This window comes from Pseudonocardia nantongensis (genome assembly GCF_046546495.1).
Lineage (GTDB): Bacteria > Actinomycetota > Actinomycetes > Mycobacteriales > Pseudonocardiaceae > Pseudonocardia > Pseudonocardia nantongensis.
Window position 1 is genome coordinate 112,501 of record NZ_JBKGXT010000003.1, and the last position, 13,748, is coordinate 126,248.

The following is a 13,748-nucleotide window of genomic DNA, read 5'->3' on the forward strand; positions in this document are numbered from 1 at the left end:
CGGTACCGGCTACGAGTACTGCCGCATCCAGGCCACGTGCATCTCGGACGGCTGGGGCGAGCCGCCGTCGGGGAAGTAGTCGAGCTGGATCGTGGCGTGCATCGGGCCCGGCGGAAGCGTCTCCGGGTCGGTGGAGCGGAACCACTCCTTGCCGTCGATGTAGCCGATGACCGCGTCCGGGGTCCACTCGACGGCGTAGTTGTGCCACTGGGTGATGTCGAGGTTCTGCTTGGCCTCCTCCTGCGAGTTCGACGACCCGTAGTGCAGGAAGAAGGAGACGTCCTCGGCGGCGCTGTTGGTCTCGGCGAAGTCGATCTCGCCGCCCTCCGGCCAGGACACCTCGCTCGGCCAGAGCAGCAGCACCGGGTGGTACTGCTTGTCCCCGGCCGGGAACTTCGCGCGCATCTCCCACTTGCCGTACTTGCGGGGCTCGCCCCAGGCGATGCCGCCGGTGTTGCCCTCGGAGTCACCGCGGATGACGAGGTTGCCGTTCTCCACCGACACCGCGTCCGGCGTGCGGGTGCCGTTGCCGTCGTGACCGGGGCCGTCGTAAGCGCTCCAGCTCTCGCCGAGCCCGGAGCCTGTGAACTCGTCGCCGCCGATCGCCTGCCAGCCCTTCGCCAGCGCGGTCTGCAGTCCCTCGCCGGCGACCTGGGCGGCCCCGGCGACCGCGTCCCCGGCGGCCCCGGCGCCGCCGTCGGCGGACCCGCCGGAGGACTCACCGGACGAGCCGGTGGCCGATGCCGCGGCGTCGCGGCGCCGCTGCTCGGCCGCCTCCTGCGCGGCGACGGCCGTGCCGATCTGGTCCGCGGCGCCCTCCGTGGCGTCGCCGAGCGCGCCGCCGCCGGCTCCGTCACCCACGCCGGGGAAGGACGTGAGCGAGCTGTCCGACACCGAGCGCCGCGACGGGTCGTCCACAAGCGCGGCGTTCAGGTCCGGGTCCTCGGCACCGGGCTGGAGCAGCGTCAGCACCAGCACACCGGCGAGCGCCGCGGCCACCCCGATGCCCAGCGGGGCGAACCGCCGGACCCGGCTGCGGCGAGGCGGGTCCGTCCGGTCGATCTCGATCAGGGCGGAGTCGGGCCCGCCGCCGACCGGCAGCGGCCCGGACGGGTGCGGGTCGTGCAGCTCCGCGATGGTCGCGCCCGTGTCCGGCCCCGGGGCGTCGTCCGTCGTGGAGGCATCCGTTGTAGAGGCGTCCGTTGTGGAGGATGCCGCGCGACGGTGCCGGCCGGAGGCGGACACCTCCTCGAGCAGGTCCGCTGCGGGCACGGCGGTGTCCACCGCGGAGCGCGCGGTACGTCCGTCCGGGGGAGACGGCACAGAGGGGGAGCTGTGCTCTGCGGTGACCCGCTCGATCAGCTCCCGGGGGTCGAGCTGATCCACCGCAGCGGAACTCTTCCGTCGCATGGACCGGGACTCTAGGTAAGGTGACCTGGAGTGACCACCCTCGCTGAGAAGGGTGGTTGCCTGCCCGCGCCGACAGGTCGTTCCTGAGCGCCCACGAGCATGATCCGCCCGAGCCGACCACAGCGCTAGTCCGAACAGAGTAACAACATTCTCAGGTTGCGCCGAACGGTGTACGCAGACCCGGTGTATCGCACCGTTAGCCGATTGTGATGGCCTTCCGGGCGCGTCACAGTGGCGGCGATGCTCCCCGACGCTCCCCACGTCCCGAATCGCCACCGACCGTGACCGACCACGCGACCACCGCTCCCACCGTCCGGATACCCGCTCAGCGCTCGCCCCCACGCACGCTGACCGTCCTGTTCGCTCTCCCACCGTCGGCCACCTCGGTCTCGCTCGCCCGCGGGCTGCGCCAGGACCTCGCGGTGGAGGGGATCGAGCTGATCCCGGCAGGCGACGGCATCGAGCTGCTCGACGCGCTCCGCACCCGGGGCGCCGATCTGATCGTGCTCGACATGGAGCTGCCGGGCCCGGACCCGTCGGTGCTGCTCGGCGCGGTGGTCGCCGAGTCGCCGGCCAGCCCGGTCGTCGCCGTCGTGCCCCGGGAGCGCCGGGTCGGCGTGCTCGGGCTGCTGCGCGGCGACCGGGACGACTTCCTGCTCCGGCCGTTCATGGCCGACGAGCTGGCGGCCCGGATCCGGTTGCGGCTGCGCGCCGCCGGCGGGCTGCCCGCGCCGACCGTGCTCGGGCACGGTGGGTTGTCCGTCGACGCCGACGCCGGCCAGGTCTTCGTGGACGGCCGCCGGGTCGCGCTCTCGCCGACCGAGTACGCGTTGCTGACCGCCCTGGTCGAGCGGGCCGGCCGGGTGGTCGGGCACGAGGAGCTCGCCCGGCTGGCCTGGTCCGAGCCGGTCTCGGCGAACCTGGTGCAGGTCTACATCTCCTACCTGCGCCGCAAGATCGGCCCGGAACGGATCCGCACCGTCCGCGGCGCCGGCTACCAACTGGACGGCTGACGCACCGCCCCCACTTCGGGCTATGGCTCCACAAGGCGAGGAGAGGTGGTGGCCGCTGGGCGCGGCGGGGATCTACGGCGTGGGGGTGGGGAAGGAGGAGGCGACGTCCAGCAGGTGGTCGTTCTCGTCGGGGCGGCTCACGCTGACCCGGACGCCGTCCGGCTGGAACGGACGGACGATCACCTTCCGCTCGCCGCAGTGCGCCGCGAACGCGGCCGACCGCTCACCCAGCGGCAGCCAGACGAAGTTGGCCTGGGTCGGGGGCACGGTGAACCCGAGGTCCCGCAGCCCGGTGGCGACCCGGTCCCGCTCGGCGACGACCGTCGCGCAGTCGGCCAGGATCTCCGCCCGGTGCTCGAGTGCGGCGATCGCGCCGGCCTGGGCGACCGAGCTCACGCTGAACGGCGGGCACACCTTGCGCAGCGCGGTGGCGACCTCCTCGGACGCCAGCGCGTAGCCGACCCGCAGGCCGGCCATCCGATAGGCCTTGGAGAACGTCCGCAGCACCACCAGGTTCGGGTACGCATCGAGCAGCGGGCGACCGGAGACGGCGTCCGGGTCGGTGACGTACTCGGCGTAGGCCTCGTCGAGCGCCACCAGCACGTCAGACGGGACGCTCTGCAGGAACCGGACGAACTCGTCGCGGTGCACCGCCGGCCCGGTCGGGTTGTTCGGGCTGCACACGAACACCAGCCGGGTCCGCTCGGTGACCGCGGCGGCCATCGCGTCCAGGTCGTGCCGGAAGCCGTCGTCCAGCCCGACGGTGCGCACCGCCGCGCCGCCGACCTGGGTGACGATCGGGTAGGCCTCGAACGAGCGCCAGGCGAAGAGCACCTCGTCGTCCGGCCCGAGGCAGGAGATGTTCACCAGCTGCTGGCAGAGCGTCACCGAGCCGCAGCCGACCGCGATCCGCTCCGCCGCGATCTCCTGGAGATCCGCGATCCGGGCGGTGAGCTCGACCACACCCAGGTCCGGGTAGCGGTTGCCGCCCGCCGCCGCGCGGCTGATCGCCTCGAGCACCGCCGGGGCCGGCGGGTCGGCGACCTCGTTGCTGGCCAGCTTGATCGCCCCGGGGACGGTACGGCCCGGCACGTAGGCGGGCAGGGTATCCAGGTCGGGACGGATCAGCGTCATGCCGGCAACGGTAACCGTCAGGGGTCGATACCCGGGTGGCCGCTCTGTCAGGGTGGGCGGATGACCATCCGGACCGTGGCCGTCCCGTTGACCGACGACGGCGAGCTGCGCCTCACCGTCGCCGAACCCGACGGGCCGGTCCGCGGCGGCATCGTCGTGCTGCAGGAGGCGCGCGGCGTCACCGACTCGGTCCGGTTGCTGGTCACCGGCCTGGCCTCGGACGGCTGGCTGGCCGTCGCGCCGCACCTCTACCACCGGGATGGGGCCGACGACCTCGGGAACGGGACCGATGCCGAGGTCGCCGACCAGGTCGGCCGGCTGGACTCCCAGCAGGTGATGGACGACTGCGACACCGCGTTCGGCTGGCTCGCCGACAACGAGGTACCGACCGACCGGCTGGGGGTCCTCGGGTTCGACCTGGGCGGGACGGCGGCGCTGCTGGTCGCGGCGAACCGGCGCCTGGGCGCGGCGGTCACGGTGGCCGGCGAGGGGATCGAGAAGTCCCCGTCGCCGAGCGTACCGGCGCTGGTCGAGGCCGCGCCGGAGCTGACCTGCCCGTGGCTGGGCATCTACTCGGAGGCCGCGGACAGTGCCTCGATCGCCAAGCTCCGCGCGGCCGCCGAACGGTCCGGGGTGGCGACCGACGTCGTCGTCTACCCGAGCACCGGCTACCGCTTCGACGACGACCCCGAGTCCGCGGCCGAGGCGTGGGCCCGGGTGCTGAACTGGTTCGGCTCGCACCTGCGCTGAGCGAGGGCTCGCCGAGCGATCATCGACGTGAGCGAGGCTCGCCGAGCGATCATCGACGCTGAGCGAGGGCTCGCCGAGCGATCATCGACGCTGAGCGTGGACGGCGGTGTGCCCGGCACCCGTCCCACCGTCCCGGATGTGGGCCATGACCACTGGTGCGGGGCCGGTCCGGTCGGGGAGGCTGAGGCCATGACGTCAGTGCCGACCGTGACCGATCCGGAGGGCCCCGAGGTGCTGTGGCGCCCCGACCCCGAGCAGGCTCCGCACACCGAGATCGCGACGTTCGCCGCCTGGGCCCGGGACCGGCACGGGGCGCCGATCACCGACGTCACCGACTACGCCGAGCTCCACGCCTGGTCCGTGCAGGACCTCGAGGGCTTCTGGTCGGCCGTCGCCGAGTACTCGGGTGTGATCTTCCACGACCGGCCGACCCGCACGCTGGGCTCGCGCGCGATGCCCGGCGCCGAGTGGTTCCCGGGCTCGACGCTGAACTACGCCGAGCACGCGCTCACCCCCGCGCCCGGGCGGGAGGACGGCGACGTCGCCGTGGAGTTCGTCCGGGAGGACGGGCTGGAGCGCACGGTCACCCACGCCGAGCTGCGCGAACAGGTCGCCCGCGCCCGCGCCGGGCTGGTCCGGGCCGGTGTCGGGAAGGGTGACCGGGTCGTCGCGCTGGCGCCGAACTGCGTCGAGACGCTGGTGGCGTTCCTGGCCACGGCGAGCCTGGGCGCGATCTGGTCGTCCTGCTCGCCGGACTTCGGGGCGCGCGCGGTGCACGACCGGTTCGCCCAGATCGAGCCGGCCGTGCTGGTCGCGGTGGACGGGTACCGCTACAACGGCAAGGGCTTCGACATCCGCGAGAACGTCGCGAACCTGCAGCGGCAGATGCCCTCGCTGAAGCAGACGGTGCTCGTGCCCTACCTGGACGCGGCCGCGACGGCGGCGAGCACGACCCCGTGGGCCGAGTTCACCGCCGAGAGCGGTCCGCTGGAGTTCACCGCGGTGCCGTTCGACCACCCGCTGTGGGTGCTCTACTCGTCCGGCACGACCGGGCTGCCGAAGGGCATCGTGCACGGGCACGGCGGGATCGTGCTGGAGCACCTCAAGGCGATGCGCCTGCAGCACGGGCTGGGGCCGGGGGAGCGGTTCTTCTGGTTCACCACCACCGGCTGGATGATGTGGAACTTCCTGGTCGGCGGCCTGCTGGTCGGGGCCACGATCGTGATGTACGACGGCAGTCCCGGCCACCCGGACCTGGGCGCGCTGTGGACACTGGCAGCCAGGCACCGGGTGTCGCTGTTCGGGGTGTCGGCGCCGTACGTGCAGTCCTGCATGAAGGCCGGTCTGCGCCCCGGTGACGAGCACGACCTGTCCGCGATGAAGGCTCTCGGCTCCACGGGGTCGCCGCTGTCGGTGGAGGGCTTCCGCTGGATCGGTGAGGCCGCGGGCGAGCACATCCAGATCTGCTCGGTCTCCGGCGGCACCGACGTCTGCGCCGCGTTCCTGACGAGCGCACCGACCGTGCCCGTGTGGCTGGGCGAGCTGTCCTGCGCGGCGCTCGGAGCCGACGTCCGGTCCTTCGCCGAGGACGGCACGGACCTGCTCGACGACGTCGGTGAGCTGATCATCACGACGCCGACGCCGTCGATGCCGGTGATGTTCTGGAACGACCCGGACGGCAGCAGGCTGCGCGAGGCGTACTACGAGGACTTTCCGGGCTACTGGCGGCACGGCGACTGGGTGCGGCGCACCCCGCGCAACTCGTACGTGATCTACGGGCGCTCGGACTCCACGCTGAACCGCGGCGGCGTCCGGATGGGCACCGCGGACTTCTACGCGGTCGTCGAAGGGTTCGAGGGGGTCGACGACTCGCTGGTCATCGACACGACGTCGCTGGGGGCGGACGAGGAGGGCGCGCTGCTCTGCTTCCTGGTCCTGGCCGACGGGTACGCGCTCGACGACGTCGAGCCGGAGCTGCGCAAGGCACTGCGCAAGGAGCTGTCCCCGCGACACGTGCCGGACCGGTTCGTGCTGGTCGACGCGGTGCCGCGCACCCTGAACGGCAAGAAGTGCGAGGTCCCGGTGAAGAAGATCCTCTCCGGGACGGCGCCGGAGAAGGCGGTCAGCGCCGGGGCGTTGCAGAACCCCGACTCGCTGACGCCGTTCGTGGAGTGGACCGGTCGCTGAACCGTTCCGGATGCCTGGCCCGGGGCGCCCGACCCCGGGTCGAGGCGGCCGGAACCGCCGTGTACTGTTGTCCTCGCTGGTGGCCGTAAGGCACCGGGGAGGCTTCGCCTAGTCTGGTCTATGGCGCCGCACTGCTAATGCGGTTTGGGGTTACCCCCCATCCCGGGTTCAAATCCCGGAGCCTCCGCGCCGGCTGGGCGGTCCACTTCGGTCCGGCGAGTCGACAACTGAAGATCCAGGCGCCCGTAGCTCAACGGATAGAGCATCTGACTACGGATCAGAAGGTTTGGGGTTCGAATCCCTACGGGCGCACCACGAAACCCCTGGTCAGGCCCTTGTTCACTCCGGTGAGGCGAGGGCCTGACGTCGTTTCGAGCCCGCTTGAGCGACCGGCAGCTGAGGCACGTGCGGGGCCGGTGACCGGCCTGCGCACCTCGATCGCCCCACCGACGGTGGTGGTCCCGGGTAGGTCCCCTCGTGGTGCCGGCGGCGAATGGCCTGCGACGTGCGAACGACGTCTGGGTCACCTTCGCTCTCCACACGAGTGGTCACCGGTGACGCTTCACCTCCCGCAACCGCCCGGCAACCTCGGACGGCAGTGACATGCAAGGTCCTCGCTGAGAGACGGGCCCGGCGAGCATCGGATCGGGTAGGGCCGAACGGACTAATCGTTCGCTGCTGGGCGCGGTGATCGCAGCGCCGGGCGGTACCCGGGACCCTCCGTTCTCATCTTGGCGCGGAGCGTGGCGGCAGCTCCCTAACCTGGCTGCCGGACCCGTCTCCGGAACCCCCGATCCGGTGGCGGGACGGACTCATACCCCCGATAGGAGCCCTTGCTCATCATGAGCAAAGCCGACGACCGGTACCGGTGGTCACCGACGGGCACCCGACCCCGCACCCCGGCACGGCTGCTCGCCGGATTCGGCGTTCTCGCCGTCCCGGTGCTCGTCGTCGGCCTCTGGTCCGGCGGGACGACCGCCGGCTGGTTCACCCTCGGCATCACCGCGGCGGTGCTCGGCACCGTGGGAGCGGCCCTGCCCGCCGACAGCCGGCTGCCCCGCCCGTCGGGTGTCGCCCCGATCTCCGGCGCCGGCGACGTCGTGCCCGGGGCGCGCGTGCTCGTCGTCGGCGGCGGCTACGTCGGGCTCGTCGCGGCGCGCGCCCTGCAGGTCCGGCTCGGGACCGCCGGCAGCGGGCGCCACCGCAGGAGCGGGCCCGGGCACTCCCGCGCGTCCGGGCCCGTCGGCTCGGTGACCGTGGTCGACCCGCAGCCGCACATGACCTACCAGCCGTTCCTGCCCGAGGCCGCCGGCGGCTCGATCGCCCCGCGCCACCTCGCGGTCCCGCTGCGCCGCGTGCTCGACCGCTGCGACGTCGTGACCGGCTCGGTCGTGGCCGTCGACGACGCCCGTCGTCGAGCCGTCGTCAGCCTTCCCGACCGCGGCACCCGCGAGATCCCCTACGACGTGCTGGTGATCGCCCCGGGTGCGATCGCCCGCGAGCTGCCCGTGCCGGGGCTGGCCGAGCGGGCACGGACCTTCCGGTCGGTCGGCGACGCCGCGGGGCTGCGCGACCACGTGCTCTCCCGGCTCGACGCCGCCGCCTCGATCCCGCCCACCGCGCCGGACGGCGCGGAGCGGCGCGCCCGGCTGCTCACCTTCGTCGTCATCGGCGGCGGTTTCGCCGGGGTGGAGGTGCTCGGCGAGATGGAGGACCTCGCACGCCGCGCCGGGCGCCGGATCGGACTCGCTCCGTCCGACATGCGATGGGTGCTCGTCGAGGCGGCTCGGCGGATCATGCCCGAGGTGACCGAGCCGACCGCCGCGCGCGTGCACGGCCACCTCACCCGCCGTGGCATCGAGGTGCGCGTCGGGACCGGGGTCGCGTCCGCGCTCGACGGCCGGATCCGGCTCGCCGACGGCTCCACCATCCCCACCGACACCGTCGTCGTCGCGGCCGGCACCCGTCCGCACCCGATGCTCGAGCGCACCGATCTGCCGCTCGAGCGCAGCGGCAAGATCCGCTGCAGCGCGACGCTGCAGGTCCTCGGCCGGTCGCACGCCTTCGCCGCAGGCGACGGCGCCGCGGTACCCGACCTCGCGCGTGGCGCCACCCTGGACGACGAGGCTCCGGAGGTGCTCACCGCGCCGACCGCCCAGCATGCCGTCCGGCAGGCGCGGGTACTCGCGGACAACGTCGTGGCGTTCCTCGACGGGCGCCCGCTGCAGCCGTACCGGCACTCGTCGGCCGGTGTGCTCGCCGGGCTCGGCCGCCGTCGTGGCCTCGCCGAGATCCGGGGCCTGCGGCTCCTGGGGTGGCCGGCCTACGCGGTGCACCGCGCCTACCACCTGTGGGCCATGCCGACCGCCGAGCGCAAGGCGCGCATCGTGCTGGACTGGATCGGCGCCGCGCTGCTCGGACGCGACCCGGTGGCCCCGGGTGCCGTGGTAGTGGCCCCGCGCCAGGGCGACGACGGCGTCGAGGCACCCGCCGGCGCCGCGACGCGTCCCAGCGCCGAGCCATCCGTCAGCGCTGCGAGGAGCACGCCGAGGGGAGCGCCGCAGCTGCGCGACGTGCGGGAGCCGACCCCGCCGGCGGCCGCGCCAGGCCGGGTGATCGCCGGCGATGAGCCCGCGCTGACCTGGATCGACCACGGGGGCGACGACCCCCGCGACCAGTGACCGCCCCGGGTTCGCATCTGCGATCGTGTGCCGCATCCCGTGCCGTCTCTCGATGTCGGCCCCGAGTCGCAGGGGGCCAGGCTCCCGACGGACATGGCGGGGAGCCCCCACCCGATGACGGCGCCCGGAAGACTTCCACCGGTGCCGTGCAACGGTAGGTCACCGGATGTCGCGCCGCTCCAGTCCGACGCTGGTCGCGGCGACAGTGAGCGCGGTCAGTGTCGCCGAGGCCACGGCGAGCAGGGCCACGATGCCGGTGGTGATGGTTCCGCTGTCGGCGAAGGTTCCCGTGCCGAGCTGGGTCGCCCGGCCCAGCAGCGCGTAGGGAACGATCGTGATCAGGACATCGATCTCGGTGACCAGGAACAGCACCGATGTGATCGCGCCGAGCAGTGCGAGCGCGATCGGCGCGGCGAAGGATCGCATCAGCATCGACAGGGCCGACTGCAGCGCCGCGACGGGCAGGCAGGCCAGCACGATCAGGACGCCGGCGAGCAGGTACCGGGCGGGCAGCAGGCCGGGCAGTCCGAAGGCCAGCTTGCCGACCAGGACGACGGCGACCACCAAGACCACCTGCATCGCGGCGACCAGCAGGCCGAGCACCGCGGCCTTGCCGACGACGATCTGGAGGCTGGAGACCGGACGTGCCATCAGGGCGTTCCAGTTGCCGCCGCGGTGCTCGACCCGCCAGACCAGCGAGGCCAGCGCAGCGATCCCGATGGCCAGGGGGAACAGGCCGTAGAAGACGACGACGCGGAGCCAGAGGGTGTGCCAGCCCTCGTCGAGCGCCCGGCCGGAGGCCAGGGAGTTCCCGGCCCCGGACAGGACCGCCATCAGCGGCAGCGCGACCACCACCGCCCAGCTCATCGAGCGCTTCAGCTTGATCAGCTCTGCTCGGACCGAACCCATGATCAGACCTCCTGCCGGTCGAGGCGACCGGTGAGCAGCAGGAACGCGGCGGCGCCGAGGACCCCGAGGGCGACGACGCTCAGATGCCACGGCGGAATCGGGACCAGAACGCCGCCGCGGAAGTCCACGGGAACGGCCAGGGCGTAGTAGGTCCACGGCGTGAGGTGGGACATCCACGCCGGCATCCCGGAACCCGACACGGCCAGGAACACCCCGATAACGCTGAGGCCGAGTCCGACGAGCTGGTTCTCGATCCGGGCGGCCAGCAGCAGGTGCAGGCCCAGCAGCACCAGGTTCAGCACGACCGCGGAGACGGTGTAGGCCCACCACAGTCCGGCCGGGAACTGCCCGGTGACCCCGGCCAGTGTCCCGACGCCGATCACCAGCAGGCTCTCCAGCAGCGTGGCCGCCACGAGTATCGCGCCGGTGGCGAGGAACTTCGTCCGGCACAGCTTCCCGGCGGGCAGGCCTGCGGTGTGGGCGAACAGCCAACCGTTGCCCTGGTGCTCCAGGTCGACCTGCCGGCTGGCCAGCACGGCGACCAGGATCGGCGACGCCAGCGGGACGGCGAAGGCCAGGCTGGCCAGCAGCCGCAGCCAGGGTCCTCCGGCCGGATCGTCGAGCGAGTCGAAGAAGCCGGGCGTCGTGATCTCCCGGCTGGTCAGGGCGACGACACCGACGATCATCACCGCGACGACCGGGGTCACCCGTAGTCGCCGCATCTTGGCGAACTCACACGCCACCGGCACGGTGATCACAGTCCGTGCCCCTCGGTGAGGTTCATGAACACGTCCTCCAGGGACTGGGCGTCGCGGCGCACGCCGTGGATGCCGATGCCGGCGCGGACGAGTTCGGCCACGACCCGGGCGGTGTCGGCGTCCGAGAGACCGGACAGTCGCACCGCGGCTCCGTCGAGTCGGGGGAGCCGCTCGGCGGTCACCGATGCCGCGGCCTGCGGGTCCGAGGTGTCGAGGAACAGGTCCGGGGTGGAGCGGGCGAGCAGCTGGTCGCGGGTGCCCTGGAACAGCAGCCGGCCTTGGCTGAGGATGCCGAGCACGGTCGCGGTCTTGTCGATCTCACCGAGCATGTGGCTGGAGACCATCACCGTGACCCCGCGCCCGGCGAGACGGGTGAGCAGGCCGCGGATCTCCTCGATGCCGGCGGGATCGAGCCCGTTGGTGGGTTCGTCGAGGATCAGCAGCCGTGGTTCGCGGGCCAGGGCCGTGGCGATGCCGAGGCGCTGTTTCATGCCCAGCGAGTACTCGCGGAGCTTCCTGTCGAGGTGGCCCTGCAGGCGCACGGTGTGCACCGCCTGGTTCACCTGGATGTCGCTGAGTCCGAGCAGCCGCTGCACCAGGCGCAAGTTCTCACCGCCGGTGAGATGGCCGTAGCCGGGCGGGGACTCGATGAGCGAGCCGATGTCGCCCAGCAGGGAACGACGCGTGGAGCGGTGCAGTGGTCGCCCCATCACCTCGATCTCGCCGCGAGTGGGGCGGACCAGGGACAGGAGCATCTTCATCGTGGTCGACTTGCCCGACCCGTTAGGGCCGAGGAAGCCGTACACGCACCCCTGCGGCACGTGCAGGTCGAGGTCCTGGACCACGGCGCGGTCGCCGTAGGTCTTGCCCAGCCCGTGGGTGGCGATAGCGGTGCTCACCCCGTCACCGTGGCGCGTGGGGCAGGCACGGCGCGTCTACCTGCAGGGAGATCTTCGGGTGTGACCTGAGGAGTATCCGGCGCGACCCGGGTCAGGGGTCTCCGACGGCGATGATGCCGGTTTCGTAGGCCAGGACCACCGCCTGGACCCGATCGCGCAGGTCCAGCTTGGCCAGGATCCGGCCGACGTGGGTCTTGACCGTTCCCTCGGAGAGCACGAGACGCTCGGCGATCTCGGCGTTCGACAGCCCTCGGGCGATGTGTACCAGGACCTCGCGTTCCCGCCCGGTGAGCTCCGCCAGCGCGGCAGGGGCGGGTCGGGCCTGGTGTCCGGCAGTGGGCTCGTGGTCGATGAAGTGGCGCAGCAGCCGCCGCGTCGTGCTCGGTGCCACGACCGCGTCCCCGGAGTGCACGTGCCGTATCGACGACAGCAGGTCGATCAGCGGGGCGTCTTTGAGCAGGAAGCCGCTCGCGCCTGCCCGCAGTCCGTCGTAGGCGTACTCGTCGAGATCGAACGTGGTCAGGATCAGCACGCGTGGCCCGCCGCCGGCGGCGACGATCTGCCGGGTGGCCTCGACCCCGCTCATCCGCGGCATCCGGACATCCATCAGCACGACGTCGGACGGCATCGCCGCCAGCGTGTCGAGCGCGGTGTCGCCGTCGTCGGCCTCGGCGACGACCTCGATGTCGGCCTCGGCGTCGAGGACCATCCGGAACCCGACGCGGATGAGTTCCTGGTCGTCGACCAGGACGACGCGGATCGTCACGCACACTCTCCGATCGGCAGGGTAGCGATGATCTCGAAGCCCCCACCGGGAGCCTGGCCCACCTGCAGCTCACCGCCGCAGGCGGCCACCCGTTCACGCATCCCGATGACACCGTGTCCACCGTGGCGTCGGCCAGATGGCGGGCCGACGCCGTCGTCACGGATCCGTACCTCGACGCCGCTGTCGTCGACGGTCAGCCCGACATCGATGCGGGTCAGATCCGGCCCGGCGTGCTTGCGCGCGTTGGTCAGTGCCTCCTGCACGATCCGGTACACGGCCAGGTCGACACCGGCCGGCAGCGCTCGGTCGGTCCCCCGGCAGGTCAGCTCGACCGGCGAACCGGCGGTGCGGGCGTCGTCGACCAGCAGGCCGAGCTGCTCGATCCGGGGTGGCGGGGCCTGCGAGCCCGGCTCGTCGTCCCGCAGCACGTGCAGCATCGACCGCATATCTGCCAGGGCGGTACGTCCGCTGCTCTCGACCGTCCGCATCGCCTGCTGCGCACGGTCGGGGTCGGTGTGGACCTTCGCTGCCGCGCCTTGAGCCATCACGACCACCACGCTCAGCCCGTGCGAGACGATGTCGTGGATCTCGCGGGCGATCCGGGACCGCTCTTCCGCCACGATGATGCGGTTCTGGTTCTCCTGATCGCGCGCGAGCTGGGCCGCGCGGTCCTCGAGAGCGGCCACGTACGCGCGGCGGATCCCGACCATGGACCCCCAGATCCAGACGGACACGACCAGCAGGATCGTCGAGACCGCCTCCGATGTTGCGAAGTAGGGGTTGTCCCACCGAAGCGTGGCCACGACGACAGTGATGCCGGCCACCACGGCCACCGCCACAGAGGTCGACCGGCTGCGCTCGAGCGCCACCCGGTAGAGCGCGAGCAGGATCATGATGTCCGCCGGCAGGAACCCGATACCGAGCACCAGCTGGACCCCGACGACTGCGACGACTGCTCCGAAACCGGCCAGCGGACGACGTCGACACAGCAGGTACGACCCGCACAGGACCGCCGCCAGCAGCACGCCGGCTATCGTCGGCACCGGGGGCGGAACGGCCGCGCGAACCATCGGCAGTGTGTAGAGGAACACCAGCGCCGCCACCGCGCTGTCGATGGCACGAGGACGCTTGCGCACCCAAGCCCCCGGGCCCCTCATCATGCGGCCCAGCCTCCCAGGCCGGCCGCCCCTGGCTCCAGATCGCTCCGGCCGACCCCGGACCGGGTGGCGCCGCCCGGGTGC

11 protein-coding genes and 2 tRNA genes are annotated in these 13,748 nt (G+C 72.4%); 6 read left to right on the forward strand and 7 right to left on the reverse strand.

Translation table 11 applies throughout. From position 1 onward, the window contains the following. Window positions 1-9: 9 nt before the first annotated feature. Complete coding sequence (locus ACLFMI_RS04305; RefSeq protein WP_410946409.1) at window positions 10-1,410, reverse strand: glycoside hydrolase family 16 protein; 1,401 nt, start codon at window positions 1,408-1,410, stop codon at window positions 10-12. Between the two features lie 281 nt (window positions 1,411-1,691). Here ACLFMI_RS04305 and ACLFMI_RS04310 point away from each other — a divergent pair, with 281 nt between their 5' ends. Beyond that, window positions 1,692-2,423: a response regulator transcription factor gene (locus tag ACLFMI_RS04310; protein WP_410946410.1), complete on the forward strand. Its 732-nt coding sequence runs from the start codon at window positions 1,692-1,694 to the stop codon at window positions 2,421-2,423. A 72-nt stretch (window positions 2,424-2,495) separates the two neighbouring features. Here ACLFMI_RS04310 and hisC read toward each other — a convergent pair whose 3' ends face one another. Continuing rightward, a complete protein-coding gene (hisC, locus tag ACLFMI_RS04315) occupies window positions 2,496-3,557 on the reverse strand; it encodes a histidinol-phosphate transaminase (protein ID WP_410946411.1) in 1,062 nt (353 codons plus the stop codon). A gap of 60 nt (window positions 3,558-3,617) precedes the next feature. Here hisC and ACLFMI_RS04320 point away from each other — a divergent pair, with 60 nt between their 5' ends. The 5 genes from ACLFMI_RS04320 to ACLFMI_RS04340 all read left to right on the forward strand — a co-directional run bounded on the left by ACLFMI_RS04320 (window position 3,618) and on the right by ACLFMI_RS04340 (window position 9,175). Continuing rightward, window positions 3,618-4,307: a dienelactone hydrolase family protein gene (locus tag ACLFMI_RS04320; protein WP_410946412.1), complete on the forward strand. Its 690-nt coding sequence runs from the start codon at window positions 3,618-3,620 to the stop codon at window positions 4,305-4,307. Between the two features lie 189 nt (window positions 4,308-4,496). Next, on the forward strand, window positions 4,497-6,494 hold the full coding sequence (locus ACLFMI_RS04325) for an acetoacetate--CoA ligase (RefSeq protein WP_410946413.1): 1,998 nt from the start codon (window positions 4,497-4,499) through the stop codon (window positions 6,492-6,494). Window positions 6,495-6,591: 97 nt separating this feature from the next. Beyond that, window positions 6,592-6,681 (forward strand) — tRNA-Ser (locus ACLFMI_RS04330). 52 nt (window positions 6,682-6,733) lie between these two features. Then, window positions 6,734-6,809 (forward strand) — tRNA-Arg (locus ACLFMI_RS04335). Window positions 6,810-7,336: 527 nt separating this feature from the next. Further along, on the forward strand, window positions 7,337-9,175 hold the full coding sequence (locus tag ACLFMI_RS04340) for an NAD(P)/FAD-dependent oxidoreductase (protein WP_410946414.1): 1,839 nt from the start codon (window positions 7,337-7,339) through the stop codon (window positions 9,173-9,175). Window positions 9,176-9,334: 159 nt separating this feature from the next. Here ACLFMI_RS04340 and ACLFMI_RS04345 read toward each other — a convergent pair whose 3' ends face one another. From ACLFMI_RS04345 to ACLFMI_RS04365, 5 genes are all read right to left on the reverse strand, one after another. Then, window positions 9,335-10,084: an ABC transporter permease gene (locus ACLFMI_RS04345; RefSeq protein ID WP_410946415.1), complete on the reverse strand. Its 750-nt coding sequence runs from the start codon at window positions 10,082-10,084 to the stop codon at window positions 9,335-9,337. A gap of 2 nt (window positions 10,085-10,086) precedes the next feature. Continuing rightward, window positions 10,087-10,827 carry an ABC transporter permease gene (locus ACLFMI_RS04350; RefSeq protein ID WP_410946416.1) on the reverse strand — a complete coding sequence of 247 codons (741 nt, stop codon included), beginning with the start codon at window positions 10,825-10,827 and terminating at the stop codon, window positions 10,087-10,089. An 11-nt stretch (window positions 10,828-10,838) separates the two neighbouring features. Continuing rightward, entirely contained in the window at window positions 10,839-11,741 is a 903-nt protein-coding gene (locus tag ACLFMI_RS04355) for an ABC transporter ATP-binding protein (RefSeq protein ID WP_410946417.1), read from the reverse strand. Window positions 11,742-11,832: 91 nt separating this feature from the next. Beyond that, complete coding sequence (locus ACLFMI_RS04360) at window positions 11,833-12,507, reverse strand: response regulator (RefSeq protein ID WP_410946418.1); 675 nt, start codon at window positions 12,505-12,507, stop codon at window positions 11,833-11,835. Further along, window positions 12,504-13,667 carry a sensor histidine kinase gene (locus ACLFMI_RS04365; RefSeq protein WP_458788574.1) on the reverse strand — a complete coding sequence of 388 codons (1,164 nt, stop codon included), beginning with the start codon at window positions 13,665-13,667 and terminating at the stop codon, window positions 12,504-12,506. Before ACLFMI_RS04365 ends, ACLFMI_RS04360 begins: the two co-directional genes overlap by 4 nt. Window positions 13,668-13,748: the final 81 nt, after the last annotated feature.

Bases quoted from the DNA above. Each gene is read 5' to 3' on its own strand.
- ACLFMI_RS04305 (WP_410946409.1), bottom strand. From the start codon at position 1,410: ATGCGACGGAAGAGTTCCGCTGCGGTGGATCAGCTCGACCCCCGGGAG.
- hisC (WP_410946411.1), bottom strand. From the start codon at position 3,557: ATGACGCTGATCCGTCCCGACCTGGATACCCTGCCCGCCTACGTGCCG.
- ACLFMI_RS04320 (WP_410946412.1), top strand. From the start codon at position 3,618: ATGACCATCCGGACCGTGGCCGTCCCGTTGACCGACGACGGCGAGCTG.
- ACLFMI_RS04325 (WP_410946413.1), top strand. From the start codon at position 4,497: ATGACGTCAGTGCCGACCGTGACCGATCCGGAGGGCCCCGAGGTGCTG.
- ACLFMI_RS04340 (WP_410946414.1), top strand. From the start codon at position 7,337: ATGAGCAAAGCCGACGACCGGTACCGGTGGTCACCGACGGGCACCCGA.
- ACLFMI_RS04345 (WP_410946415.1), bottom strand. From the start codon at position 10,084: ATGGGTTCGGTCCGAGCAGAGCTGATCAAGCTGAAGCGCTCGATGAGC.
- ACLFMI_RS04365 (WP_458788574.1), bottom strand. From the start codon at position 13,667: ATGATGAGGGGCCCGGGGGCTTGGGTGCGCAAGCGTCCTCGTGCCATC.